Source organism: Pseudomonas sp. GW821-FHT07F01 (assembly GCF_059418825.1).
In genome coordinates this window covers 1,267,168-1,293,043 of record NZ_JBWKQO010000001.1, presented here as the reverse complement: position 1 = coordinate 1,293,043, position 25,876 = coordinate 1,267,168, and the positions used below count along the sequence as shown (strand labels likewise).

Here is a 25,876-nt window from a genome sequence, read left to right as displayed (position 1 = left end):
AATTTAGTAAAGGAGCTAGGGAACGTCGGTACATTAAACCCAGCAGGCCATTATTCAAGGGGCAACAGGAGTCTGGACAAGCGTTGCATCAGTTGCCTGGCCTGGGCTTGCAAATCCGCAGTCAGAGCACCTTCCAGCAATCGGCACTCCAGTTCGGCGCACGCCTTGGCCAGTGGGGCTGCCTGCACCGCCCCCATGGCACCGGCGATGCTGTGCAGTCGTGCGGCGGCAGTCTTGCCGGCGCCGCTGTCCAGCGCCTCGGCCAGCCGCCGCAGATCCTCGTGCATGGTACTGAGAAACAGCGGGCGCATTTTCTCGGTGACTTGAATCCGGTCGCCTTGCGCTGTGTCGGGGGGAGGCCGGGACGGTGCGGCCGGCGGAATGGTGGGTGGTGCGGTCGCGGTGCTGGTGGGGCACAACTTTGACAGATGCCCCCGCAGGGTCTGCAGGTTCATGGGTTTGACTATCCAGGTGTTCATGCCGGCGGCGAGGCAGCGGATGCCTTCCTCGCGCAATGCATTGGCGGTGACACCGATGATCGGCAGTTGCGGGTCGCGGCGACGCAGCTCCCGGGCCAACTCGTAGCCGTTCATGAGTGGCATATTGACGTCGGTGATCACGATGTCGAAGCGCTGTGGCTGCCAGTGTTCCAGGGCCTGCTTGCCATTGGCCGACAGGGTCACCTGGCAGCCCAGGGCCTGTAGTTGTTCCTTGATGATTGCCTGGTTGATCGGGCTATGTTTGGCCACCAGGATGCGCAGGTTCAGTTGGCCCATGCGGCCGGTTCTCTGCTGTGTCTGTGCCTGGCACAGGGGCAGGCCCTGGTGGGCTAGCACCGCGGCCTGGGCGATGGCGCGAATATCGTGGGCGTCGACCTGCCAGGAGGTGGCCTGCGGCAGACGGCCACTACCGCCCCCGGAGACGGCACTGACGCATGGGCCAGGCCAGGAGGCCAGGCCATCCCGGGGCAGCATGTCGATGAGCACGCCAGTCTGCGGCTCGTCGCTCCAGCCAGGGGGGGCCGGATAGGCCGGCACTCCCAGGCGGTCGAGCCAGTCACAGGTGTTTTTCAGCAACTCCGGCACCGGAGCCCGGACATACACCGGCGCACCTTCGGGCCATGGCAGCAATGGCGGCAGCCCTCCTGGCAGGCAGCGCAGCGTCAGGCGCAGAGAGAAACTACTGCCCAGCCCCGGCTCGCTGGTCACCTGCATCTGCCCACCCATCATCTGGCACAGGCGCTCGCAGATCGCCAGCCCGAGGCCGGCCCCGGCTTCGTTGGAGGCGTCGCGTACCTGGAAGAAGGGGACGAACAGCTGGGGTTGCTGCTGGGCTGAAATGCCGATCCCGGTATCGGTGACCTGCCATTCGATACGGGCTTGCTGGTCCCGCAACTCCAGCACCCGGACCCGCAACACCACCCGGCCGCTGTCGGTGAACTTGATCGCATTGCTCAGCAGGTTGTTGAGAATCTGGCTGATTCGCGCGGCGTCCCCCAGCAACAGGTCCGGCAGGTTGGGGTCGATGCAGGCATAGAGCAGCAGGCCGCGCCGCTGGGCAGAGCCAGCGTGGGCGTGCAAGACATCCTCCAGCATGTCCAGCGGGCAGAACTCCAGCGGATCGATGCTCATTTGTCCGGCCTCGATCCTGGAGACGTCGAGCACGTCGCTGATCAACTGGAACAGGGTGCTGGAGGAGCGCTGGATGGTCTGCAGGTAGTCGCTCTGGCGGCTGTCCAGGTGGGTCAGGCCTAGCAGTTCCAGGGTGCCGAGCACGCCGTACAACGGGGTGCGGATTTCATGGCTCATGGTGGCCAGGAACAGGGTCTTGGCGGTATTGGCGGCGTCCGCCGAGCGCCTGGCCCGGTCCAGCGCCTTGGCATCTTCCACATGCCGGGTGACATCGTTGAAGGCACACACCAGCACATCCTGGCGTTGGTAGCGGGTCGAGACGAACTCTACCTGCAGGTAGCGCCCGTCGATGTCGAGGCTGGTTTCGCCGCCGTCGATCAGGCTGCGGTCCTGGGCCAGCCGAGACAGCAGTTGCGCCGTGCCTTGCCATTGCTCGGCCTGACGGTTCTGCAGGATAACCTGGAGGTTGTCGCGGCTCACCACGCATAGCCCCGAGGGAACGGTGTCGATGACCACACGGTTGAAGTCTTCGCTTTCATTGAGGCATTGCTGCGCCCGTTGTGCCGGGACCACCACCTTGTTGCGGTACCAGCGGCTGGCGGCCCAGCCGCAGGCGATGCTGCCTACCCCGAGGGCCAGCAGGCTCAGCATGGCCCACAGCGCGTAGTCGAGGTAGTTCCTGTAGCTGATGGCATAGAGCCCGGTCCACAACTGCGGAGTCTGGCTGGTCACCTTGACGATCATCCCCTGTAGGCCGAAGTTGAGGCCTTCACCCACCACGTCGGCAGGCGCCGGGTCGCCGGTGAGGGCGGTGCCGGAAGGCTCGATGAGGGTGAAGTCGTCGTAGATCGACCAGTGTCTGGTGTGCTCGAGGTAATCGAGGTCATCCAGGCTCAGCAGTGACGCGACCACGCTCCAGTCGTTGCCTCCCTGGACATCCAGCAGTGCAGCCGGCTCATGCAGGTTGGTGTACGCCAGGAACCTGGTCGGTAGAGCTTCCGACGCGGGCGGCCTGTACTGTTGCCAATGGATCTGGTGGTCGGCAAAGCCGTCGCTCTTCACGAGCTGCTGGTGCAGCACCTGGTCTGCCACCTTGGTGTCGGGCGCGGTGTTTCCCCCGGGGTGGCTGATGTCGAAATGGCCGAAGGTGTTGAACACAAAGGTTCGCGGAGCGACATGCTGCGAGCCTGACCAGAAGGCGCTGTAGAAGCTCGACAGTTGTAGCTCCAGGGCGAACACCCTGGGCAGCTCGCCGGCCGCCGGCTGTTGGGGGTACAAGCTCAGGCTGAAGGGCGTTGCGAAGGGGGATTGCTGGCCTGCGGTGGGCGGGAAGGCTTGCAGGGTCAGGTGATGAGGGGCATCGAGGCTCAAGGCGTCGATCGAATGGCGTGCGGCCAGGCGTTTGAGAAACAGTTCCTGCTCCTGGATGTTCTCCATCAGTTGGGCGAAATGTAAGCGCACGTTGCTGTTCTGTTCATCGAACAGACGCTCGAGGGTCCAGTACAGGGTGGTGAACAGCAGCAGCGCCAGGCCCAGCAGTATGCCCATGTTCAATCGGGGCAAGCTGCGAGCCAGGTTCTGCAGCAAGGTGCTGCTTTCTTTCATCACTGATTTCCCAAACACATATAAGGGCCCTGCCGAGATTCCTATCTCTGGGGCAGGACCGTCAGCGATGAGTGACTGTTGCGTGGGCAGGCAATGGGTTCATCGGCTAATACACCGTGGCCGGCCCGTCTTGGGCCAGCAGTTGCTGAAACTGTTGCGAGGAGACCGCATGGGAAATCAGGAAGCCCTGCACCTGGGTGCAGTCGATCTTGCGCAACAGAGCCAGTTCGTGGGCGCTTTCCACGCCTTCGGCGACGACCGTCAGGCCCAGTTGCCGGCCCAGGGCGATGATGCAGGTCAGGGCCTGGGCTATTTCTTCATTGTTGTGACAGCCCTGGACCAGCCCCCGGTCGATCTTCAATTCGGTGAAGGGTGTCGATACCAGGTTCATGTAGGAGCTGTAGCCCTTGCCGAAGTCGTCCTGGGACAGGCCGAAGCCCTTGATGCGCAGGCGGCAGGCTCCGGCGTAGAAGTTGCTGATGTGCTCCGGGGTCGAACACTCCATGAGTTCGAAGCAGATCCTGGCCGGCACACCGTTGTGCTGGATCACGAAGTCGTACAGGCGGTCGGCCAGGTCGGCGCTGTTGAGCAGGTGGGTCGGCAGGTTGATGGACACCGGGATGTCATAGCCGTCTTCGCGCCAGTGCACCTGGGCCTCAAGGGCCTGCTCCAGGATCAGCCACAGCAGTTCTTCTTCGAGGCGGGCCACGGTGAGTGCCGGCAGGAAGTCGCAAGGCAGGAGCATGCCGTGTTGTGGGTGGATCCAGCGCACCAGGGCTTCGGCGGCGACGATGCGACCGTTGTTCAAGGCTTTCTTGGGTTGGAACCAGGCCTGGATCTGCCCGTTGCGCAGGGCTTCACGCAGGGTCTCTGGGCTGCATTCGACCCCGATCTGTGGGGGGCTGCTGTCATTGGCGAGCCCTGGCAACTGAGCGGTGAGTGCACGCAGTGCAGCCAGGTTCACGGGTTTGGAAATCAACCCGATGACCTTCAGCCCCAGGTTGCGGGCCACCAGGCTGGCGCCCATCAGCATGCGCCGGGATGACGCACTCATGATGGCCAGGGCCGGGCGCACGCGATGGGTGGCCAGGCTCTGGATGAACTGCACGCCATCCATGCCGGGCATCAGCAGGTCTGTCAGTACCAGGTCGAAGTGCCGCTGCTTGAGGCGTTCCAGCGCTTCTTTGCCGCTGCTTGCCACCTCCAGCTGGTAGGGCCCCAGCTCGTTGAACAAGTGTTGCAGGTACATGTACTGAAACGGCTGATCTTCGACGATCAAAATGCTACAGGACTTCATGGGGGGCTCTTTCATAGGGCGCCAGATAGTTGAACAACGCTCTTAATGCAAAGGGCTTCACCAGGCAGTGGTTCATCCCGGCTGCAAGACAGAGCTCTTCTTCTCCGCGCATTGCATTGGCCGTTGCCCCGATGATGGGGATCGAACAGCCTTGACGCCGAAGCTCCTGGGCCAGTTCATAACCGTTGAGCTTCGGCATGTTCACATCGGTCAGCACAACGTTGAAACGACCGGCCTTCCAGATGCAGAGGGCCTCTTCACCGTTCGAGGCCAGCTCCACGCTGCACCCCAGTTCTTCCAGTTGATCCTTGAGGATCAACTGGTTGATCACGTTGTCTTCGGCCACCAGGACATGCAGGCTGAGCTTTTTCAGCTCGCGGTGATCGGAGTGATCCTCGCTCTGGGCCACCCAGACCCCCTGGGCCTGGCTGACGGCCTGGTGGATCGCCCGCAGGTTGTTGGTGTTGATCTGCCAACTGCCGCCGTCGATCCGCGGTTCGTTATGGCCATCGCCGCTGGCGAGCACCAGGGGGCCCTGCCAGTCGGGTTCCAGGCGCTGCTCCACGCTGCCGGGGTGTAGTTCGATCAGTACGTTGCCCCGGGCCCGGTCGGACGGGGTCGGCAGGCTGAACTGGGCCCGGGCACCCCAGCGGCGCAGCCAGCCCGCCACCGATTCGGCCAGTTCACGCACCGGGGACACGACATAGACCATCTCCGGCAGCAATGGGCTGATCAGCGGGGTGTCGCCCTGCACGGCAGAGGCCTCCAGCGGCAGAGTCAGGGTGAAGCTGCTGCCCAGGCCGAGCTCGCTGACCATGCGGATATTGCCGTTCATCAATTGGGTCAGGCGCTGGCAGATCGGCAAGCCCAGGCCGGTGCCGGCGATCACGTTGGTGTTGCCTTCGGTCTGGTAGAAGGGCTCGAAGATCAGTGTCTGGTCGTCCTGGGCAATGCCCCGGCCGGTGTCGGAAACCTGCCAGAGGATGTTGCTGCGCTCGCCATCGCGGCTTTCGGTGCGGACCCGCAGGACAATGCGCCCGGTATCGGTGAACTTGACCGCGTTGTTCAGCAGGTTGCTGAGGATCTGGCGGATCCGGGTGACATCGCCGAGCAGGATCTCCGGCAACTGCGGGTCGACACAGGCATAGAACTGCAGGCCCTTGGCCTGGGCGGCCGCCGCGTAGCCCTGGATGATCTCGTGCACCAGATCCAGGGAGGAGAATTCGCTGAGCTCCAGGGCCAGTTGCCCGGCTTCGATCTTGGACACGTCGAGCACGTCGCAGATCAACTGCAGCAGCGTACCGGAAGAGCCTTCTATGGCTTGCAGGTAATCCTTCTGCTGGTTGTCCAGCTGGGTCCGCGACAGCAGCTCCAGGGTGCCGAGCACGCCATACAGTGGCGTGCGGATCTCGTGGCTCATGGTGGCCAGGAACAGGGTCTTGGCTTCATTGGCGGTATCGGCCAGGCGCTTGGCTTCTTCCAGCGCCGCCTCGATCTGCTTGCGAGCGCTGATATCGCTGAAGGCGCAGAACAGCACGTCCTCACCGTTGTAGCGAGTGGGGGCGGAGCTGAGGTACAGATGGCGCCCGTCGGCGGTTTCAAAGTAGTCCGAGCTGTTGGGGCGGGCCGGGTCGAAGGCCTGCTCGATCCACCCGGAACACAGCTGGTCGCGTTCGCTGCCGTTGCCCAGCCATTGCTGGGACAGGGTGTTTTCCAGCACCACCCGGCCATCGCTGCGGCGCAATACACAGAGTGCCACCGGGGCGATCTGGATCACGTCGCGGCTGAAGGCCTCGCTTTCGACCAGGGCCTGGATCCGGTGCAGGGCGGGGGCGATCAGGCGCACTTCGACCCAGTGGGTCAGCAGGCCGATCAGAGCCATGCCGGTCAGGCTGATGAGCAGCGCCGCCAGCAACTGCGGCCAGAGGCTCTTGAGCAGGTTCTGCAGGTCGAAGGAGTACACCAGCTGCCAGTCGGTAGCCCCCAGCTGCTTGCGGATCACCAGATGGTCGGGCCACCAGCGGCCGCCGAGAAAGCCGAAGAAACTGCCGCCCTGGACGTGGCGTACGTCGGCGCTCAGTCGGGCACTGGGCGCACTGCTGAAAATCAGCCCGCCCTGGGAATTGAACATCATGAAATCCCCGGCGCTCTGGTCGCTGAGGGCGGCGGAGACGCTCTTGCCGTCCATCTCCAGTCCAAGCCAGCCGGAGTGGGCGAAGCGTTCGTCAAGGCGAGTGAAGATGTACAGATGGGCGCCCGCCGCGGAGTTGTCCATCAGCCAAAGTTCTTCGCCGACAGGGATCTGCTCGGGCTTCAGAGCGATCAGCTTGTCCAGCAACCCGCCGGGCAGATCGCTGGTCTGTGGCCGGGTGCTGAACAGGCGTTGCACCTGCAGATCGCGGGTGCCGGGAATGTAGAGCAGGTTCAGTTGCTTGTTTTGCAGGTAGTTGCGCATGCGCAGGGTCAGCCAGATCCCCCACTGGTTGCCCTGCGGTCCACCCAGTTGCAGGTACGTCTCTTCTTGGGAGGCACCGCTGGCGCCTGGGGGGCTGATATGTTCCCCAGGGTCGTAGACCGCCGCCAGGCTCAGGCTTTCCAACAGGGCCGAGCGGCTGGTGAAGAATGCCTGGGCCTCGGCAATGGCGCTGCTCATGTAGCTTTGCCGTTGTGAGAGTTCGTTGTGCAGGCTGGAGCGAAGAAAGTTGTAGACCGCGCCGAACAGGCCGATCAGAAAAATCAGCGCCACGACACGAAGCAGCCGGCGGGCTGCTTCAGGACTGGAAAATAGGGGATTGATCTGATGCAGGTAGCTTTTTAATCTCATGCGCCAACTGTAATTGGGGGCATGCCAAGCAGGGATCAGACAATTCTTAAATCGCCCGGTACACAGTAGGTTTGTGGCACTTACAGTGTTCAGGCACTTCCTTATCCGTCGAACCTCGCAACTTTCCTCGTCTGTTCATTTTTCAATGACTATCGTGCAGCCTTCGCGGTTTGAAAAATGCTCGTTGCGTCGGTGTTGTGCCTAGACCATTTCCAGGCGCTGCTTGCGCCGTGGCGGAGCAAACACCTGATCCAGGGCCTGCAGGTCCTCGTCGGGCAATTGCAATTGGCCGGCCTGGGCATTCTGACGGATGTGTGCCGGGCGCACCGCCTTGGGAATCACCAGCACGCCGTCCTGGCGCAGCAGCCAGGCCAGGGCCACCTGGGCCGCGGTGACCCCATGGCGCTGGGCGACCTGCAGCAGCACCGGTTCGGCCAGCAAGGCGCCACCCTGGCCGATCGGGCAATAGGCCATGAGCGGCATCCGCCGTTGCTGGCAGGCGGGCAGCAGGTCGAACTCGATACCCCGGGACTCCAGGTTGTACAGCACCTGGTTGGTAGCGCAGGCCGGGGAGTCGAGTTCGTCCAGGTCGGCCACATCGAAGTTGGAGACTCCCCAGCGGCGGATCTTGCCGGCTTCGCGCAGGCGCTCCAGGGCGTCCACGGTTTCCGCCAAGGGATACTGGCCGCGCCAGTGCAGCAGGTACAGGTCGATGAAGTCGCTGCCCAGGCGTTTCAAGCTGCGCTCGCAGGCCAGGGGCAGGCCTTTGCGACTGGCGTTGTGGGGGTAGACCTTGCTCACCAGGAACACCTGGTCGCGGCGCCCGGCAATGGCCTGGCCGACCACTTCCTCGGCGCCGCCTTCGCCGTACATCTCCGCGGTGTCGATCAGGGTCAGGCCCAGGTCGATGCCGGTGCGCAGGGCAGCGACTTCCTGATCCCGCAGGTGGCGGTCCTCGCCCATCCGCCAAGTGCCCTGGCCAATCACCGGAACCTGCGTGTCTGCCAGCATCAACGTGCGCATGCTTACCTCCTGGTATCTGTCGAGAGTGATCAGTGCAGGGCACAGGGAAGCAAAGCCGGCGGGCAGGGTCAAGGCTGCGCGAGGGCGGGAGGCTGGGTCTTTTATATTCCCAAAAGAAATAACTATCTAATTATTTATTCCTTTTAAGGCTTTTGTCAAAGGCGCATGTTTAGCCCCAGCCGCTCAACTCCTGAGCCCGGTGCCAGCAAAGGACTTTTCAGCATGACCATTCAAGCGATCAACGTACGCAACCAGTTCAAGGGCGTGATCAAGGAGATCCACGAAGGCCAGGTGGTTTCGGAAATCGACGTGCAGACCGCCTCGGGCATTGTCACTTCGGTGATCACCACCCGCTCGGTGCGCGACCTGGAACTCAAGGTCGGCAGCGAAGTGATCGCCTTCGTCAAGTCCACCGAAGTCTCCATCGCCAAGCTCTGAGCCGCACCTGCGGACATCGTCCATTCACAGGGGAGTGAAGCATGCCGCACTCGCTGGATATCACCGCGCTGCCGGTCCTGGACCTGAGCCAATTGCAGGGCCACCCGGAGCAGCGTCGGATCTTTCTCGACGGCTTGCGCCAGGCGGCGCGGGACGTGGGTTTTTTCTACCTGACCGGGCACGGAGTCGACAGCGGCCTGCTGCGCCGGGTGCAGGACCAGGCGCGGGCGTTCTTTGCCTTGCCCGAGGCCGACAAGGCGGCCGTGGGCATGATCCACTCGCCGCACTTTCGCGGCTATAACCAGGCGGCTTCGGAGATCACCCGGGGCCAGCCGGACCTGCGGGAACAGTTCGACCTGGGGGCCGAGCGCCAGGCCTTGCCCCTGGATCCCCACAGCCCGCCCTGGACCCGCTTGCAGGGCCCCAACCAATGGCCGGCGCAACTGCCGGCGTTCAAGCCCGTGCTGCTGGAGTGGCAGCAGGCAATGACCGCCATGTCCCTGCGCCTGTTGCGCGGCTTTGCCCAGGCATTGTCACTGCCGGAACAGGCCTTCGATGGGCTGTACGGCGAACGGCCCAACGAGCACATCAAGCTGATCCGCTACCCTGGCCGCGCGCCGGGGCAGAGCAACCAGGGCGTGGGGGCCCACAAGGATTCCGGGTTCCTCAGCTTTCTGCTGCAGGACCAGCAGGCCGGCCTGCAGGTGGAAGTGGAGGAGGGCCGCTGGATCGACGCGCCGCCCCGGGACAACACCCTGGTGGTGAACATCGGCGAGCTGCTGGAACTGGCCACCCACGGCTATCTGCGCGCTACCGTGCACCGGGTGCAGTCGCCGCCCGCGGATCGCCAGCGGCTGTCCATCGCGTTTTTCCTCGGTGCCCAACTCGATGCCCGGGTGCCGCTGTATCCCTTGCCCGAAGCCTTGTTGCGCGAAGCCCGGGGCCCGGCCAGCGACCCCGACAACCCGCTGTTTCGCGAAGTGGGCTGGAACTACCTCAAGGGCCGCCTGCGTTCGCATCCGGACGTGGCCCGGCGTTTCTACCCCGATGCCCTGGTGCCCAAGGCACTGAGTGCCTGACCTTCATCCGCTGCTCAAGGACACTGCCATGCTGAAGAACACCGTCTTGACCCTGGCGTTGCTGGCCAGCCTGGGGGCGGCCCTGCCGACCACTGCGGCGCAGCCGTTGCGGGTAGCCGCCGACCCGGTGCCCCATGCCGAGATCCTCGCCTACGTACAAAAACTCGACCCGCAATTGCAGCTCAAGATCATCGAGATTCCCAATGGCGTGAACTCCAACGAACTGCTGGCCCACGGCGATGTGGACGCCAACTACTTCCAGCACCTGCCATACCTCAAGTCTCAGGAACAGGCCCTGGGCCAGCCCTTCGCCGTGGCTGCCAGCGTGCACATCGAGCCCCTGGGGATCTATTCCAAGCGTCACCAGCGCTTCGAGCAGTTGCCCCAGGGCGCCAGCGTCGCGGTGCCCAACAATGTCACCAACCTCAGCCGCGCGCTGTACCTGTTGCAGAGCTACCAGTTGATCCGCCTCAAGCCCGGTTTCACCGACCCGGCCCGGGATCAGGCGACCCCCAGGGACATCGCCGACAACCCGAAACAGCTGAAGATCCTGGAGATCGAATCGCCGCAGATCCCCCGGGCCCTGGACGACGTGGACCTGGCGGTGATCAATGGCAACTACGCCCTGGAGGCCGGGCTGGTGCCGGCCAAGGATGCCCTGGGCCTGGAAAAGGCCGAGCACAATCCCTACGCCAACATCCTGGTGACCACCCCCAAGCTGCAGGATGACCCGCGCATCCGTCAGTTGGCCAAGGACCTCAACTCGCCGGAAGTAGCGGCGTTCATTACCCGCACCTACTCGGGCTCGGTGATTCCCGTCACGGACCGCCAGCCATGATCGAGGTCCAGCAGCTTTGCAAGGTCTACGGCGAAGGCCAGCCCGCGGCACTGGATCGGGTTTCGCTGACGGTTCCCGACAGGGCGGTGTACGGCATTCTCGGGCGCAGCGGCGCCGGCAAGTCGACCCTGTTGCGCTGCCTGAACCTGCTGGAACGGCCCAGCAGCGGGCGCATCCTGATGGACGGCCAGGACCTTGGCGCCTTGTCCGCGAGCGAGCTGCGCCGGCAGCGCCAGGGCATCGGCATGATCTTCCAGGGCTTCAACCTGCTGCATTCGCGCACGGTTGAGGACAACGTCGCGGTGCCTCTGGAAATTGCCGGCCTGGGCAAAAGCCAGCGCCGCGCGCGGGTTCTGGAACTGCTGGAACTGGTGGGTCTTGGCGACAAGGCCCAGGCCTATCCTTCGCAACTGTCCGGTGGCCAGAAGCAGCGGGTGGGCATCGCCCGGGCCCTGGCCGCCGGGCCGCGTTACCTGCTGTCGGATGAGGCCACCAGCGCCCTGGACCCGGAAACCACGGCGTCGATCCTGCAATTGCTGGCGCAGATCAACCGCGAGCTGGGGCTGACCATTGTGCTGATCACCCACGAGCTGGAAGTGGTCAAGGCCATTTGCAGCCACGCCGCGTCCCTGGCGGGCGGCCGGCTGATGGAGAGCGGGGCGGTGGCCGAGCTGCTGGGCAACCCGCAGTCGGCCCTGGGCCGGGCGCTGTTGCCGGGCTACAACCTGCCGTTCAACGGCAGCCAGCCCCAGGCCGAACTGACCTTTTTCGACAACCAGCGCGCGGCGCCGCTGCTGGAGCAACTGAGCCGCCAGCAGGCGCTGGAGCTCAAGGTCCTGGCCGGTGGTGTCGAAGCGGTAGGCGGCCGGCGGGTAGGGCGCCTGCGCATCGCTGCCGCCCCCGCCGACGCCGGCAAATTCCAACAACTGCTGACGGCCCTGGCCCAGCGAGGAATTCGGAGTGAACGCCTGTGAACCGCAGCCTCGATTGGCAGGAACTGGCGCAGCTGCTGCTGACCGCCACGGGTGAAACCCTGTACATGGTGCTGCTGGCCTCGCTGTTCACCCTGTTGATCGGCCTGCCCCTGGGGGTGCTGCTGTTCATCAGCCGCAAGGGCGGCCTGTACCCCATGCCAAGGCTCAACCGGCTGTTGGGCGGGCTGGTCAATCTGGGGCGCTCGCTGCCCTTCGTGGTACTGCTGATTGCGCTGATCCCCCTGACCCGGCTGGTGGTGGGTACCACCCTGGGCAGCACTGCCGCGGTGGTGCCCATCACCATCGGAGCCTTTCCGTTTTTTGCGCGGATCGTCGAGAACGCCCTGGATGAAGTGGACCGCGGTCGGGTCGAGGCGATCCTGGCCATGGGCGGGCACATCGGCCATGTGATCTTCAAGGCGCTGCTGCCGGAAGCCTTGCCGGCCCTGCTGGCAGGGCTGACCCTGACCCTGGTGATGCTGATCGGTTTTTCCTCCATGGCCGGCGTCATCGGCGGTGGCGGCCTGGGGGACCTGGCGATCCGCTACGGCTATCAGCGGTTCAACAACCAGATCATGGTGGCCACGGTGCTGGTCCTGGTGCTGCTGGTACAGGGGGTACAGAGCTGCGGCGACCGCCTGGTGCGGGCCCTGGCCCATCGCCGCTGAGTACATTCGGGGCGCGTTTCAGCGCCCTTCGTGCTGCTTGCGATAGGCCCCGGGCTGCAGGCCCACGGCCTTGGTGAAGGCCCGGGTGAAGGCGGCGATCGACTGATAGCCCACGGCGGCGCCCACTTGCTCCACTGTCTGGTTGGCCTTGAGCAACTGGCAGGCGTGGCGCATGCGCAGGGCCAGCAGTACCTGCCCCGGGGATTGCCCGGCCAGTTCATTGAACCGCTTGAAGAACGCCGAGCGCGAAAGCCCGGTCAGGGCCGCCATGCTTTCCAGGGGCCAGGCTTCGCCGGGGCGCTGGATCAACTGCTCCAGCAGCGGCGCAAACCCCGGGTGGCGGGCCAGGGCCACCAGGCCGCCGAGGTCCTGGTTGGCGTTGACCTGTTGGCGCAGCACATACAAAAACAGCAGATGGCTCAGGCGTTCCAGCAGCGCCGAGGAGGGCGCCGGGGTGCGCTGGCATTCTTCGAGAATCAGCTGGAACAGCGCCCGGGCTGCGCTCAGGGACGGGTCGCCGGCCCTCAGGATGAGCCAGCCCGGCAGGCTGTCGATGATCAGCGAGGACAGCCCGGGCTTGAAATGGAAAAAGCCGCAGACCAGCCCCACACCGTCCTGGGCTCCCGGCTCCAGGGGCACCATGGGCGTGCGCGGCAGTTGCTGCGCCGCTTCAGCCTGCTGGGCACTGGACAGCCGGTAGCCCAGGTCCTGCAGCAGGAATACCGCGTCCCCGGCATCCAGGCGCAGGGCCTGGGGCGCGCCGTCGATATGCAGCCAGCAATGGCCCTGGACGATCAGGTGGAAGCTGGCCCGGGCCAGGCCCTGGGTGCTGGCGTGCCAGCCTCCGCAGTAGCGTCCGACGTGAAACAGGCTGGCATCGAGTTCCAGGCCTTCTAATAACCAATCAACCAGTGGGCTTGACGAAATCATCTAAGGGAAACACTCAGAAGCAAGTAATCGCTACTTTAGAATATGGATCGGAATTCTTATAACCAACAGACTTGACGCACACCTACACAGCAGGAGTCCACTCCATGTCCCGCGTCACTCTACACACCTTGCACACGGCTCCAGAAGCCGCTCGGCCCTTTCTTGAGAACGCGCTGAAGAACTCGGGCTTTATCCCCAATCTGCTGGGCATCCTGGCCAATGCCCCGGCGGCCCTGGAAACCTACGTCACGGTGTCCGCCCTCAACGGCAAGGCCGAGTTGAGCCTGGCGGAGCGTGAAGTGGTGCAATTGGTGGCCGCCACCACCCATGGCTGCGATTTCTGTGTCGCAGGTCATACCTCGGTGGCCCTGAACAAGGCCAAACTTGCGGACCCGGTGGTCAGCGCCCTGCGCGAGCAGAGCACCTTGCCCGAAGCCCGGCTGGAAGCCCTGGCGGCATTTGCCCGGGAAGTGATCGCCACCCGGGGCAAGGTCAGCGACGCCGGCTATGCCCAGTTCAAGGCGGCAGGATACAGCGAAGGCAATGCCCTGGAAGTGATCCTGGGCATCAGCCTGGCCACCCTGTGCAACTTCGCCAACGTGTTCGCCGGCACTGAACTGAACCCCGAGCTGGCCAAGTATCGCTGGTCAGTGCAAGGTCAATGATCCAGGGCGCCGGCGGTTGCGCGGCGCCCCCTTTCAAGGAGAAAACCACATGCTCGATGCGCAATTGAGTGAATGGCTGGATGCCCAGGCCCAGGCACTCGACCAGGGCCAGTGCGACCCGCAGCAGGTCCTCGCCCGGCTGGCGGGCGCCGAGGTACTGCGGGTCGGTATCGACCCGGCTCAGGGCGGCAGCGGCGGCGACCTGACCGATGCTCTGGAAGTCATGGCCAGCGTGGCCAGCCATTCCCTGGCGGCGGCCTTTGTCTGCTGGGGCCAGCGAGCCTTTATCGAATACCTGCTGCACAGCCCCAATGCCGGTTTGCGCCAGCGCCTGCTGCCCTCGTTGCTCAGCGGCGAGCTGGCCGGTGCCACCGGGCTGTCCAATGCCATGAAGTTTCTCTCGGGGATCGAGGCCTTGCAGGTCCGGGCCCGGGAACAGGAGCAGGGCTGGAGCCTCAACGGTCGTTTGCACTGGGTCACCAACCTGCGCAAGAGCGGGTTCGTGGTGGCGGCGGCCATCGAGCGCGAGGAGGGCGGCGCGCCGTTCATCCTGGCGATCCCGGATGCCTTGCCCGGGTTGCAGCGCTCCGATGACCTGCAACTGATGGCCCTGCAATCGAGCAACACCGCTGCCCTGGAACTGAACCAGGTGGCGGTGGCCCGTGACTGGCTGCTGCACGAGGATGCCCGAGTGTTCCTGCCGGCGGTGCGCCCGGCCTTTCTCGGCCTGCAATGCGCCCTGGCCATCGGCCTGGCGCGCCGGGCCCTGAGCGAGGTGGAAAAGCACGTCGAGGGCGCCCGTTCGATCCTCCACGAACCCTTGCTGGAACAACGCCAGCACCTGGAACAGACCGTCGGCGAACTCAAGAGCGGCCTGCTCGACGGGCGCTTCCTGAGCCAGCCCGGGGCGCTGTTCCGGGTGCGCATCGCCCTGGCGGAAGCCACCGCCAACGCCGTGCAACTGGAGCTGCAGGCCAGCGGCGGCAAGGCCTACCTCAGCGAGTTCGGCAGCGGCTTTGCCCGGCGCTGGCGCGAGTCGGCCTTCGTGCCCATCGTCACCCCGAGCCTGGTGCAACTGCGCGCCGAACTGCAACGCCAGGCGCGGAATGCGGCAGCATGAGCGGCCTGTTGAACGCACAGGCGATCAGCCTCGGCTACCCCGCGGCGCAAGGCTGGCACACGGTGCTGGAGGATTTCGACCTGCACCTGCAGGCCGGCGAGGTGGTGTCCATTCTCGGCCCCAGCGGGGTCGGCAAGTCCAGCCTGCTGCGGGTCCTGGCCGGCCTGCAGAAGCCCCACGCCGGGCAGGTCAGCCTGTTGGGCGAGCCCCTCGACGGCCCTCATCCGCGGGTCGCGGTGGCATTCCAGGACCCCAGCCTGCTGCCCTGGCTGAACCTGGAGCACAACGTCGCCTTCGGCCTGGATTTTGCCCGCCAGCCGCACCTGAGCCCGCGCCAGCGCAAGGAGCGCATCGACCAGGCGATTGCCGCAGTGGGCCTGGAACACGCCCGCCAGCGCTATCCGGCCCAACTGTCCGGCGGCATGGCCCAGCGCACCGCACTGGCCCGCTGCCTGGCGCGCCAGCCCCAGGTGCTGCTGCTGGATGAACCCTTCGGCGCGCTGGACGAGGTGACCCGCGCCGACATGCAGCAACTGCTGCTCAAGGTGATCGGCCAGCACCGCACCGCGGCGCTGCTGATCACCCACGACATCGACGAAGCCCTGCTGCTGTCCGATCGGGTGCTGCTACTGGGTAACAGCCCGGCGCGCACCCTCGGCCAGTGGCACATCGAGCTGCCGGCGCCGCGCGCCGAGCGGATCGAGGAACTGGGCGCGCTGCGCATCGAGATTCTCAAGACCCTTCGGCGGGCGAGCCGCAACCCCCACACTTCCCCTTTGCCTGCACCGTCGGAGATTGACCATGTGCCTGGACGACTTCACTCATACCCGTCGTGACTTTCTCAAGCTCAGTGCGCTGCTGACTGCCGGCGGCGCCTTGCCGCTGCTCAACAGCCTGCAGGCCCGCGCCGCCCAGGAACCGGACGCGCCGGTGCGCATCGGCTACCTGCCGATCACCGACGCCACGCCCTTGCTGGTGGCCCACAACAACGGCCTGTTCGAGGCCGAGGGCATCAAGGCCGAGCGTCCGGTGCTGCTGCGCAGTTGGGCCCAGGTGATCGAGGCGTTCATTTCCGGGCAGGTCAACGTGATTCACCTGCTGTCGCCGATGACCGTCTGGGCCCGCTACGGCAGCCGGGTGCCGGCCAAGGTGGTGGCCTGGAACCACGTCGGCGGTTCCGGCCTGACCGTGGCCCCGGGCATTACCGAGGTCAAGCAACTGGCGGGGCAGTCGGTGGCGATCCCGTTCTGGTATTCGATCCATAACGTGGTGGTGCAGCAACTGTTTCGCGACAACGGCCTGGTGCCGGTGAGCAAGGCCGCCGGCAGCGCCCTGGGGGCCAACGAGGTCAACCTGGTGGTGCTGCCGCCTTCGGACATGCCGCCAGCCCTGGCCAGCAAGCGGATTGCCGGCTACATCGTCGCCGAGCCGTTCAATGCCCTGGCCGAGGAACTCAAGGTGGGCCGGGTGCAGCGCTTTACCGGGGACGTGTGGCGCAACCACGCCTGCTGCGTGGTGTTCATGCACGAGCATGACCTGGACAACCGTCCCGAATGGTCGCAGAAGGTGGTCAACGCCATCGTCAAGGCCCAGCTGTGGACCCGCGACCACCGCGCCGAGGCCGCGCAACTGCTGTCCAAGGATGGCGCCAACCGCTACACGCCCCATGCGCCCCAGGTGCTCAACCGGGTGCTGGCGCCGGCGGCGGCCGACCGCGAGGCCTACCTGGCCAGCGGCGCGATCCAGCACAGCCACTGGGACGAGCAGCGCATCGACTTCCAGCCGTATCCGTTCCCCAGCTACACCGAAGAGTTGGTCAAGCGCCTCAAGGACACCCTGATCGAGGGCGACAAGGGCTTTCTGGCCAGCCTTGACCCGGCACACACCGCCAAGGACCTGGTGGACGATCGCTTCGTGCGCAACGCCATCGCCTCGGTGGGCGGGCTGAAGGCCTTCGGCCTGGCGGACAGCTTCGAGCGCAGCGAGGAGTTCGGTCTTTGATGGGCAAGCAACCTTCTTCCCTGAGCCATTGGCTCCTGGGGCTTGCCGGGCTGTCGAGCCTGCTGCTGGGCTGGTGGCTGGGGGTGCACCTGCTGGGCGATGGCAACGGCCTGGCGGCGCGTTTCTCCCCCGAGGCGACCTTCGCCAGCCTGCTGGAACTGCTGGGGCGTGGCGAGCTGTACGAGCATGTGCTGGTGAGCCTCAAGCGGATCCTGGTGGGTTTGCTCCTGGCCTTGCTGATCGGCGTGCCCCTGGGCCTGCTGGTGGGCAGCTACCGGCACCTGGAGGCAGCCACCACCCCGGCGTTCCAGTTTCTGCGGATGATCTCGCCGCTGTCCTGGATGCCGGTGGTGGTGATGCTGATGGGGGTAGGGGACCAGCCGATCTACTTCCTCCTGGCGTTCGCCGCGCTGTGGCCGATCCTGCTCAACACCGCGGCCGGCGTGCGCCAGCTGGACCCGCGCTGGCTGCAACTGAGCCGCAGCCTCAGCGCCACCCGCTGGGAGACCCTGCGCAAGGTGATCCTGCCCGGGGTGCTGGGGCATGTGCTGACCGGGGTACGGCTGTCCATCGGCATCTTGTGGATCGTCCTGGTGCCCTGCGAAATGCTCGGGGTCAGCGCCGGCCTGGGCTACTTCATCCTCGACACCCGGGACCGCCTGGCCTATTCGGAACTGATGGCCATGGTGCTGCTGATCGGCGTGCTGGGTTTTGCCCTCGACGCCCTGGCCCGTGGCCTGCATCGCCGCTGGTCCCACGCCTGAGGCCCGCCGGTGGGCCCGGCGCGACACCGGTGGAGCCCCCGTAGGAGCCGGCTTGCCGGCGAATAGGCCCTCAAGCCTTGCACCGCCCCTGCGGGCGCCTTCGCTGGCAAGCCAGCTCCTACGGCCCCGGCGTAATCGCGGCGCTACCTGCGTAGGAGCCGGCGCAGCGCCGGGGTGCCTGGACGATCAATGCCCCACCAGTTCCTCCAGCAACTGCTCTTTGTAGCCTTGCAACACGGGTGAAGAGCGGTCCCGGGGATGGGGCAGGTCGACGCGGATCTCATGCTTGATCCGCCCCGGATGCGCGTCCATCACGATTACCCGGTCCCCCAGGTACAGGGCTTCTTCAATGTCATGGGTGACCATGATCACCGTGCAGCGCTGCTGCACCCAGATACGTTGCAGTTCGTGCTGCAGGCGCACCCGGGTCAGGGCATCCAGCGCCCCCAGGGGTTCGTCCAGCAACAGCACCTTGGGCTGGTTGATCAGCGCCCGGGCAATGGCGCCGCGCTGGGCCATGCCGCCGGAGAGCTGATGGGGGTAGGCCTGCTCGAAGCCTTGCAGGTTGACCAGGGCGATGTGCTCGGCCACCCGGCGCTGTTTCTCGGCTTCGGACAAGGGGTGGTTCTTCAGTGCCAGGGCGATGTTCTGGGCCAGGGTCATCCAGGGAAACAGCCGATGGTCCTGGAACACGATGCCCCGCTCCAGGCTGGTGCCGGTCACTGGCTTGCCGTCCAGCAGCATCTGCCCCTGATAGTCACCCTCCAGGCCGACGATCAGCCGCAGCAGGGTGGATTTGCCGCAGCCGCTGGCACCGACAATGCTGACGAACTCTCCGGGCTGGACGTCCAGGTCGATGCCTTGCAGCACCGGCAGGGCCTGGCCCTGGATCCGGTAGCTCTTGTTCAGGCCGCGCAGCTGCAGGGCCCCGGTCAGGGCGTGGAGATGAGTGGGGAGCGGGGCGTATTGGGCGATCGCATTCATGGGGAGGCCTTAACGGGTAGGGCGCCAGCGCAGCAGGCGGCGGCTCAGAAGGGTCAGCAGCAATGTCATCAGGTAGCCGCACAGGCCGATGCACAGCACGCAGAGCACTATCACTTCCATGCGTGAGCCGGCTTCGGCGTTCATCATCAGGTTGCCCAGGCCGGCCCCGGAGGACAGGAACAGCTCGCTGCCCACCGCCGTCACCCAGGCAAAGGCCAGGGCCTGCAACAGGCCGGTGGCAATGCTCGGCAGGGCCGCCGGCAGCAGGATGTGCCGCAGCCGCTGCGCCGGGTTTAGCACCAGCACCTGGCCGACCTCGCGGTAGCGCCGTTCCACCTGGCAAAAGCCCTGGTAGGTGTTGAGCACCATGGGGTAGAAGGCCGCGAGGCTGACGATCAGCATCTTGGAAAACTCACCGTTGCCGAACCACATGGCAATCAGCGGAATCCAGCCGAGCATCGGCACCTGGCGGATCGAATGGAACAGCGGGCCGATCAGGCGGTTGGCCAGGGTCGAGAGGGCCATCAGGGCTCCCAGCATGACCCCGGCCAGGGTGCCCAGCAGCAGGCCGCCGCTGGCCCGGCCCAGGCTGGCCAGCAGGTTGACCGGCAACTCGCCGTTGCCCAGCAGTTCCAGCAAGGCGCTGGCGATGGTGGAGAGCGGCACGAAGGCGTAGGCCCCGGCGGCGTCCTGGCGGGACAGGTATTCCCAGCCGCCGATCAGCAGCAGGGGCAGCAGCAGGCCGCGAAACTTGGCCAGTAGAGTCGTCATGCAAGGGCTCCTAGCGGGTTTGCCAGCGCAGCACGCGCTGTTCCAGGCGGCGGAAGGAGAAGTCCAGGGCAAAGCCGATCACGCCGGTGACCACTATCCCCACCATCACCACATCGATGCGCAGCATCTGCCGGGCCATCTCGATCATCTGCCCCAGGCCGCTGTCGGCGGCCAGCAGCTCGGTGGCCACCAGCACCACCCAGCAGCGGGTCAGGCCGATGCGCAGGCCGGTGATGATCGGTGGCGCCGCGGCGGGCAGGGCGATCTGGCGCACCAGGGTCGGCCAGCGCAGGCGGTAGACGTCGGCCACCTCGAAGTAACTGCGGGGAATGGCCTTGACCCCCTCGCTGGCGGCCAGGGCCACGGGGAAGAACGCAGTCTTGGCGACGATGACGATCTTGAAGGTTTCATCGATGCCCAACAGCAGCACGAACATCGGGATCAGGGCGATGCTGGGGATCTGCCGCAGGGTATGGAACAGCGGCGCGCAGTACGCCTCGACGGTCTTGGACAGGGCCATCAGCACCCCGAACACCAGGCCGCCAAGGGCCCCCAGGGCAAAGCCCAGGCCCAGGCGCGACAGGCTGTTGTGCAAATGCTCCAGCAACTCGCCGCTGGCCAGCAGGGTTTCGAAGGTGTGCAGCACCTGGGCCGGCGGTACCAGCAGGTTGCGCGGGAAGATCCCGGCCTGGGCCACCAGGGTCCAGAGCAGCAACAGGGCCAGGGGCGAGACCAGCCAGGTCAGGGAGGTGAGCGTGCAGCGCAAGGAATGAGCCATGGCGGTTCTTATATCGGCGAAGTACCCGATGCCTATCGCAAGACCTGTGCCATCGCGCGCTCGTAGGAGCTGGCTTGCCAGCGAAAGCGTCGGCCGGGGCGGTGCAAGGCTTAAGGGCCTGTTCGCCGGCAAGCCGGCTCCTACGGGGCGGGCGGGCCTGCGGGATGCATCTGGCGGCTGTAGGAGCTGGCTTGCCAGCGAAGGCGTCGGTCGGGGCGATGCAGGGCTTACGGGCCTGTTCGCCGGCAAGCCGGCTCCTACGGGGCGGGCGGGCCTGCGGGATGTATCTGACGGCTGTAGGAGCTGGCTTGCCAGCGAAGGCGTCGGCCGGGGCGATGCAGGGCTTGCGGGCCTGTTCGACGGCAAGCCGGCTTCTACGGGAGCAGCGGCGTGTGGGTGGGTTGTGGGCGCTGGCGTGCCAGCGAAACTGATGCCTGGGCAGCAGCCACTGCTGCCAGGGCAACACCCCGGCAGCAGTCCGGCCTCAGAAGTCGTAGCTGAGGCTGGTGTAGTAGAACGCGCCCTGGGCGCCCTCGGGGCTGGTGATGGAGTATTTCGGCACGCCATACAACTGTGCCCCGGATGCCTTGTCCGGGTGGGTGTCGAACAGGTTGATGGCGCCCACCGACAGCTTCAGCGCCTTGTCGAAGTGGTAGCTGATGTCCAGGTCAGTGACCCATTGCGCGCTGAAGGTCTGGTCCAGGGTCGGGTTGCTGGCGTTGAGGCTCTTCCATTGCCCGTACCGGCGCTGCGCCAGGGTCAGGCCCCAGCTGTCGTACAGCCAGTTGGCGCTCAGGGTCAGCTTGTTCTTCGGGGTGCCGTCCTCGATCAGGCCCTGGGTGGTGCGGCCGACGATCTGCGAACCGGCGATGTTGCCCACGTCCCGCAGGGCGGTGATCCTGGTGTTGTTCTGGCTGTAGCCGCTGGACAGGTTCAGGCGCCCCCATTGCTGCAGGTCCAGCTGGTAGTTGCCGGTCAGCTCGACGCCATCGGTGCGGGTGTCGGCGACGTTGGTGTAGAACGCCGCGCTCTGGATGTTGGCGTAAGGGGTGCCGGCAAAGATCGGCGTGACCACCGAGGCCGGCAACTGGTCGGACAGGGTGATGCGGTTGTCGATGTTGATCCGGTACGCATCCAGGGTCACCGAGGCGTTGGCCAGCGGTCGCCAGACCAGGCCCAGAGAGTAGTTGGTGGACTCCTCGGGCTTCAGCGCCTTGCCCCCCAGCAGCTTGGCTTCCGGGCTGTCGGCGCGCAGGGTGCGTTGCTGCACCTCGACGTAGTTGCCGCTGCCCGGCGGTTGCTCCACCACTTGCACGCTGAACGAGGACAACCCGCTCTGCACCAGGGACGGCGCCCGGTAGCCGGTGCTGGCGGTGGCCCGGGCGGCGAGCTGCGGGGTGAAGTCGTAACGCAGCGACAGCTTGCCGTTGGTGGTGTCGCCAAAATCCGAGTAGTGCTCGGTGCGCACCGCGACCCCGGCCTGGAATTTCTCGGTGATCTGGCCTTCGACGTCGATATAGGCGCCCCAGACCTTGCGCTCAAGGGATGCGGCGTCGACCTGGGTAATGCCCGAGTAGTAGCCGGGAATGCGCCGCCCGGTGACCGGGTCCACGGTATTGAACAGCGGCCCGTTCTGCCAGCCCGCCGCTTCGCCGGCGCTCAGTTCGTAGTTCTCCTGGCGCCAGGCCAGGCCCGCCGACAGGGTCAGGGGCTTGAACAGCAGGTCGGTGGGGAAGTCCCGCACCCAGTCCAGGGTCAGGTTGGTCTGGTCGGCCTCGCGCTTGCCGGTGTAGATCTTCGCCGGGCTGGCCTCGCCCCAGCTGGGGTTGATGGCGTTGCGGTCGGCGGATTTCAGGCTGTTGTCACCGTGGTTCAGCGCCAGGTCGAACTTGCCCAGGCGTTCGTCCTCGTAGCGCAGGCCACCGGTCAGGGCATAGTCCTCCAGCGAGTAGCGGGTGATCGGCAGGCGGCCGTCGGGGTAGCGTTGCAGGGCGTCGCTGCCGTAGTTGTTGCGCAAGGTGGTGGGCGGGTCGAAGAAGCCTTCGGCGTCGGTGTTCTTGTGGGAGTAGGTGGCAAAACCGTAGGCGGTCAGCCCCTCGCCCAGGCCGAACTCGCTGTTGGCGGCGAAGTTGTACTGGTCCGAGACATTGCCCGAGCCCCAGCGCCAGGTGCGGTAGCGGTTGTTCTGCTCCCGCGGCGTCTGGGTGCTGGTGGAGCCGGGGTAGAAGATCCGGTTGTCGGGGTTGGTGTCACTGGCCGGGTCCTGGCTGCCGGCATCGAAGCTCAGGGTCAAAAAGCCGTCGTTGGGCAGGCTCAAGCCCTTCCAGCCGCTGAGCTTGCGTTGCAGGCCATCGCCCTTGTCGTAGCCGCCGAAGCGATAGCCGAGGTTGCCGCCGTCGTCCTTTTCCTTGAGCACGATATTGATCACCCCGGCGATGGCGTCGGAGCCGTACTGGGCGGCGGCGCCGTCGCGCAGGATCTCCACTCGCTCGATGGCGCTCAGGGGGATCAGGCTCAGGTCCACCGCGGCGGCGCCGCGGCCGTTGACCAGGCTCTGGCGGGTGACGTTGGCGCTGGTGTGGCGGCGCTTGCCATTGACCAGCACCAGCACCTGGTCTGACGCCAGGCCGCGCAGGGAAGCACCCTGGGCGATGGAGCCGGCGAAGGCGCCCTGGGGCGACTGCGGGTAGCTGAACGAAGGCGAGAGGGCGGTGAGGGCGCCGGACAGGTCGCTGGCCCCGGTCTGCTGCAACTGCTGGGCGGACAGCACGTCCACCGGTGCGGCGCTTTCCAGGGCCGTTACATCACTGCGCCGGGTGCCCAGCACCACCACCGTGTCCAGGTGATCGGCGCTGGCGCCGGGGGCATTGCTTGAGGTCTGGGCAGCGAACGCGGGCACGGCAAGGCTGCCGACGACCAGCGCCACGGCGCCGGCCAACGGATTGCGATGGAACATCTTTGGATTCCTTGTGAAATGAATGACCCCAATCGCCCCTGTAGGCGCTGGCTTGCCAGCGAAGGCGTCGTCATGGACGGCGCAAGGCTTGCGGGCCTCTTCGCCGGCAAGCCGGCTCCTACAGGGTGGGTGCGGTGGTGGGCGATACCGGCGGCCCGGAAATCAGGGTTCGGGTGGCCTGCCGCGGGCGTCAGAAGCGGCTGGTGACGCTCAGGCCCACGGTGCGCGGGTCGCCGTAGGTGATGACGTATTGCCCCAGGGTGCCGTTGGGCCGGCCATGGACCTGGTAGCGACGGTCGGTGAGGTTGTTGACGAAGCCGGTGACGCTGAGCTTTTCATCCGGGCTGAACCAGGTCAGGCGGGTGTTGGCCAGGGTGTAGTGGGGCTGGCTCAGGGTCTTGTCGGCGCTGCTCTGGCGGTCGGCGAGGAAGTATTCCTTGTCGCGGAAACTCACGTCACCGCCGGCCACCAGCTTGCCGCCGATCTCCAGGGGAATGGTGTAGTCGGCCCCCAGGGACACCACGTTGCGCGGCGAGCGCACGAAACTGTTGCCGCTGTAGTCGCCGGTGACCGCGCCGGTGTTGGGGTTGGTGTTCTTGAAGTCGGTGTACTCGGTATCCAGGAACGAGATCGCCGCCCGCAGGTGCAGATAGTCCGTGGGCTGGCCTTCGAGCTCCAGTTCCGCGCCCTTGACCTTGCCCTTGGCGCCATTGGTCAGGGCCGTGGTGAGCACGCCGTTGTTGACCGTCAGCAGGTTCACCTGGATGTCCGAGTAGTCGTAGTAGAAGACGTTGGCGTTGGCGGTCAGGCGATGGTTGAACCATTCCGACTTGAGGCCGATCTCGTAGGCGTCGAGTTTCTCCGGGTCCACCGTGGTCAACTGCGCCAGGCTGGTGGACAGCCCGGTATTGAAGCCCCCGGAACGGAAACCGTGGGCGTAGCGGAAGAACACCCGGACGTTGTCGTTGATCCGGTATTCCGGGGTCAGATCGTAGGTCCAGGCTTCCCAGGTCTTGCTCTCGTCGCGGCTGCCATTGCTGCCGGCGGCGCCCAGGGGGATCAGCGGGCCGTTGGCGGTGGCGCGGGTGAGCTGGGTCAGATCCAGGTCGATGTCTTTCTTTTCCTGGGTCCAGCGCAGGCCGCCGGTCACGGTGAAGTTGTCGGTGAAGTCGTAGGTCAGGTTGCCGAACAGCGCGTAGCTGTCGGTGGTGTGCTGGTAGTTGAGGTCGCGAAAGTCGGTGGCGCCGCCGGTCTGGTTGGAGCCGGTGCCGTTGGGCGTGGGGCCCGGGGTGATGAGGCGCTTGGCCGAGCTGTCCAGGTCCTCATGGAAGTAGTGCACCCCTGCCAGCCAGCGCAGGGTTTCCTGCTGCGGCGAGGCCAGGCGCAGTTCCTGGGAGTACTGGTTGTAGCGGTTGTCGCTGATGGCCGCGCCGTTGACTTCGTAGGGGGTGTAGTCGGCATCGCTGGTGGACTGCCCGCGAATGTAGTCGTAGGCGCTGATGGAGGTCAGGGTGTAGTCCCCCAGGTGCCAGTTCAGGGTCAGGGACGTACCGTCGTGATCGAGCTTGGCATCCTCGTTGACGTTGAGGGCGATGTTGCGTCCGTCGGGCCGCTGGTAGCCGACGTTGTAGTAACGGCCCACCGGCAGCGAGCCGTTGCTGCCGTCGCCCTTGTATTCCCGGGCGTGGATCTTCAGCAGGGCGTCCAGGTCCGGGTTGAGCCTGGCCAGGAATTGCAGGCGCACGGCCTTCTTGTCGACGTCGCCGTAGGTATGGTCGTCGGTGAGGTTCTTCTGGAAGCCGTCGCGTTCTTCCGAATACAGCGACAGCCGCGCCGCCAGCCTGTCATCCACCAGGGCACCGCCGATGGCGCCATTGAGGATGCGCTCGCTCTTGCTGCCGATGCCCAGGGTGCCGTAGCCGTCGGTGTCGAAGGTCGGCTTCTTGGAAATCACATTGACCGCACCGGCAGTGGTGTTCTTGCCGTACAGGGTGCCCTGGGGCCCGCGCAGGATCTCGATGCGCTCCAGGTCGAACAGCGGCCCGCCGCCGGCGATGGGCGCGTTGAGGTAGACGTCATCGGCATAGATGCCCACCGGGAACACCGTGGCCGCCCCGGTGTCGCCCGTGCCCAGGCCGCGGATGTACCAGCGTGGGCGGCCGTCGCCGTCGGGGTTCTTGGCCGAGGCGTTGGGGATGAAGGTGGTGATGTCGCCCATGTTGCGCACCCCGTCGGTCACCAGGCTGGTGCCCTGTACGGCGGACACCGCCACCGGAACCTCTTGCAGGGTTTCCTCCCGGTGCTGGGCGGTGACGGTGACGGTCTTCAGGGCGGGTTCGCTGCTGTTCCCGGTGGTGTCGGTGCCTGTGGTTTCAGCGGCCAGCAGGCCCTGGCTGAATGTGCCCCCGGTGAGCGCCAGTGCCAGCCATAGACTCTTGGTGATCGGATTAAGCTTATGCATGTTGAACTCCCCCATTTAAAGTTTCGCTAAGAGGGCTAGAGCAGAGAACGTGCCAAGAGGCTTAGTGGG

The 25,876-nt window shown here is 65.5% G+C and carries 20 protein-coding genes; 10 read left to right on the top strand and 10 right to left on the bottom strand.

Translation table 11 applies throughout. The features are described 5' to 3' along the window. Nucleotides 1–50: 50 nt before the first annotated feature. From AC07R1_RS05725 to AC07R1_RS05710, 4 genes are all read right to left on the bottom strand, one after another. Complete coding sequence (locus AC07R1_RS05725) at nucleotides 51–3,236, bottom strand: hybrid sensor histidine kinase/response regulator (protein ID WP_495110250.1); 3,186 nt, start codon at nucleotides 3,234–3,236, stop codon at nucleotides 51–53. Nucleotides 3,237–3,342: 106 nt separating this feature from the next. Continuing rightward, nucleotides 3,343–4,533 (bottom strand): response regulator cyclic di-GMP phosphodiesterase PvrR, encoded by a 1,191-nt coding sequence (gene pvrR, locus AC07R1_RS05720; RefSeq protein ID WP_011061479.1) that lies wholly within the window; start codon nucleotides 4,531–4,533, stop codon nucleotides 3,343–3,345. Then, the gene (locus AC07R1_RS05715; RefSeq protein WP_495110249.1) at nucleotides 4,520–7,357 is read right to left on the bottom strand and encodes an ATP-binding protein; all 2,838 of its coding nucleotides are present in this window, start codon (nucleotides 7,355–7,357) and stop codon (nucleotides 4,520–4,522) included. Before AC07R1_RS05715 ends, pvrR begins: the two co-directional genes overlap by 14 nt. Nucleotides 7,358–7,558: 201 nt before the next feature. Further along, on the bottom strand, nucleotides 7,559–8,380 hold the full coding sequence (locus AC07R1_RS05710) for an aldo/keto reductase (protein ID WP_011061477.1): 822 nt from the start codon (nucleotides 8,378–8,380) through the stop codon (nucleotides 7,559–7,561). Between the two features lie 222 nt (nucleotides 8,381–8,602). Between AC07R1_RS05710 and AC07R1_RS05705 the strand changes: the two genes are divergently transcribed. The 5 genes from AC07R1_RS05705 to AC07R1_RS05685 all read left to right on the top strand — a co-directional run bounded on the left by AC07R1_RS05705 (nucleotide 8,603) and on the right by AC07R1_RS05685 (nucleotide 12,377). Next, nucleotides 8,603–8,818, top strand: a complete 216-nt coding sequence (locus tag AC07R1_RS05705) for a TOBE domain-containing protein (protein ID WP_011061476.1) — start codon at nucleotides 8,603–8,605, stop codon at nucleotides 8,816–8,818. A gap of 41 nt (nucleotides 8,819–8,859) precedes the next feature. Beyond that, nucleotides 8,860–9,897: an isopenicillin N synthase family dioxygenase gene (locus AC07R1_RS05700; RefSeq protein WP_011061475.1), complete on the top strand. Its 1,038-nt coding sequence runs from the start codon at nucleotides 8,860–8,862 to the stop codon at nucleotides 9,895–9,897. Between the two features lie 28 nt (nucleotides 9,898–9,925). Continuing rightward, on the top strand, nucleotides 9,926–10,735 hold the full coding sequence (locus tag AC07R1_RS05695) for a MetQ/NlpA family ABC transporter substrate-binding protein (RefSeq protein ID WP_011061474.1): 810 nt from the start codon (nucleotides 9,926–9,928) through the stop codon (nucleotides 10,733–10,735). Beyond that, complete coding sequence (locus tag AC07R1_RS05690; RefSeq protein WP_011061473.1) at nucleotides 10,732–11,709, top strand: methionine ABC transporter ATP-binding protein; 978 nt, start codon at nucleotides 10,732–10,734, stop codon at nucleotides 11,707–11,709. The genes AC07R1_RS05695 and AC07R1_RS05690 overlap by 4 nt, the downstream gene beginning before the upstream one ends. Before the next feature lie 65 nt (nucleotides 11,710–11,774). Further along, nucleotides 11,775–12,377, top strand: coding sequence for a methionine ABC transporter permease (locus tag AC07R1_RS05685; protein ID WP_169891845.1), 603 nt, complete (start codon nucleotides 11,775–11,777; stop codon nucleotides 12,375–12,377). Between the two features lie 18 nt (nucleotides 12,378–12,395). Here the strand turns inward: AC07R1_RS05685 and AC07R1_RS05680 are convergent, their stop codons facing one another. Continuing rightward, nucleotides 12,396–13,307, bottom strand: a complete 912-nt coding sequence (locus tag AC07R1_RS05680) for an AraC family transcriptional regulator (protein WP_011061472.1) — start codon at nucleotides 13,305–13,307, stop codon at nucleotides 12,396–12,398. Nucleotides 13,308–13,411: 104 nt separating this feature from the next. On the opposite strand from AC07R1_RS05680, the gene AC07R1_RS05675 reads away from it, so the two are divergent. Genes AC07R1_RS05675 through AC07R1_RS05655 form a run of 5 tightly spaced genes read left to right on the top strand, consistent with a single transcriptional unit; the run spans nucleotide 13,412 to nucleotide 17,857 of the window. Next, nucleotides 13,412–13,972 carry a carboxymuconolactone decarboxylase family protein gene (locus AC07R1_RS05675; RefSeq protein WP_015635738.1) on the top strand — a complete coding sequence of 187 codons (561 nt, stop codon included), beginning with the start codon at nucleotides 13,412–13,414 and terminating at the stop codon, nucleotides 13,970–13,972. A gap of 49 nt (nucleotides 13,973–14,021) precedes the next feature. Next, nucleotides 14,022–15,092: an acyl-CoA dehydrogenase family protein gene (locus AC07R1_RS05670; protein ID WP_011061470.1), complete on the top strand. Its 1,071-nt coding sequence runs from the start codon at nucleotides 14,022–14,024 to the stop codon at nucleotides 15,090–15,092. Continuing rightward, a complete protein-coding gene (locus tag AC07R1_RS05665) occupies nucleotides 15,089–15,928 on the top strand; it encodes an ABC transporter ATP-binding protein (RefSeq protein WP_011061469.1) in 840 nt (279 codons plus the stop codon). Before AC07R1_RS05670 ends, AC07R1_RS05665 begins: the two co-directional genes overlap by 4 nt. After that, nucleotides 15,894–17,093 (top strand): ABC transporter substrate-binding protein, encoded by a 1,200-nt coding sequence (locus AC07R1_RS05660; RefSeq protein ID WP_053158720.1) that lies wholly within the window; start codon nucleotides 15,894–15,896, stop codon nucleotides 17,091–17,093. Before AC07R1_RS05665 ends, AC07R1_RS05660 begins: the two co-directional genes overlap by 35 nt. Further along, on the top strand, nucleotides 17,093–17,857 hold the full coding sequence (locus AC07R1_RS05655) for an ABC transporter permease (RefSeq protein ID WP_011061467.1): 765 nt from the start codon (nucleotides 17,093–17,095) through the stop codon (nucleotides 17,855–17,857). The genes AC07R1_RS05660 and AC07R1_RS05655 overlap by 1 nt, the downstream gene beginning before the upstream one ends. Before the next feature lie 186 nt (nucleotides 17,858–18,043). Here AC07R1_RS05655 and AC07R1_RS05650 read toward each other — a convergent pair whose 3' ends face one another. From AC07R1_RS05650 to AC07R1_RS05630, 5 genes are all read right to left on the bottom strand, one after another. Next, nucleotides 18,044–18,841, bottom strand: coding sequence for an ABC transporter ATP-binding protein (locus AC07R1_RS05650; RefSeq protein WP_445495360.1), 798 nt, complete (start codon nucleotides 18,839–18,841; stop codon nucleotides 18,044–18,046). A 9-nt stretch (nucleotides 18,842–18,850) separates the two neighbouring features. Then, complete coding sequence (locus AC07R1_RS05645) at nucleotides 18,851–19,612, bottom strand: ABC transporter permease (RefSeq protein WP_015635737.1); 762 nt, start codon at nucleotides 19,610–19,612, stop codon at nucleotides 18,851–18,853. A gap of 10 nt (nucleotides 19,613–19,622) precedes the next feature. Further along, nucleotides 19,623–20,390 carry an ABC transporter permease gene (locus AC07R1_RS05640; RefSeq protein WP_019094960.1) on the bottom strand — a complete coding sequence of 256 codons (768 nt, stop codon included), beginning with the start codon at nucleotides 20,388–20,390 and terminating at the stop codon, nucleotides 19,623–19,625. A gap of 484 nt (nucleotides 20,391–20,874) precedes the next feature. Beyond that, complete coding sequence (locus AC07R1_RS05635; protein WP_072441736.1) at nucleotides 20,875–23,346, bottom strand: TonB-dependent receptor plug domain-containing protein; 2,472 nt, start codon at nucleotides 23,344–23,346, stop codon at nucleotides 20,875–20,877. A 190-nt stretch (nucleotides 23,347–23,536) separates the two neighbouring features. Continuing rightward, nucleotides 23,537–25,807, bottom strand: coding sequence for a TonB-dependent receptor (locus AC07R1_RS05630; RefSeq protein ID WP_404672656.1), 2,271 nt, complete (start codon nucleotides 25,805–25,807; stop codon nucleotides 23,537–23,539). Between the last annotated feature and the right edge of the window lie 69 nt (nucleotides 25,808–25,876).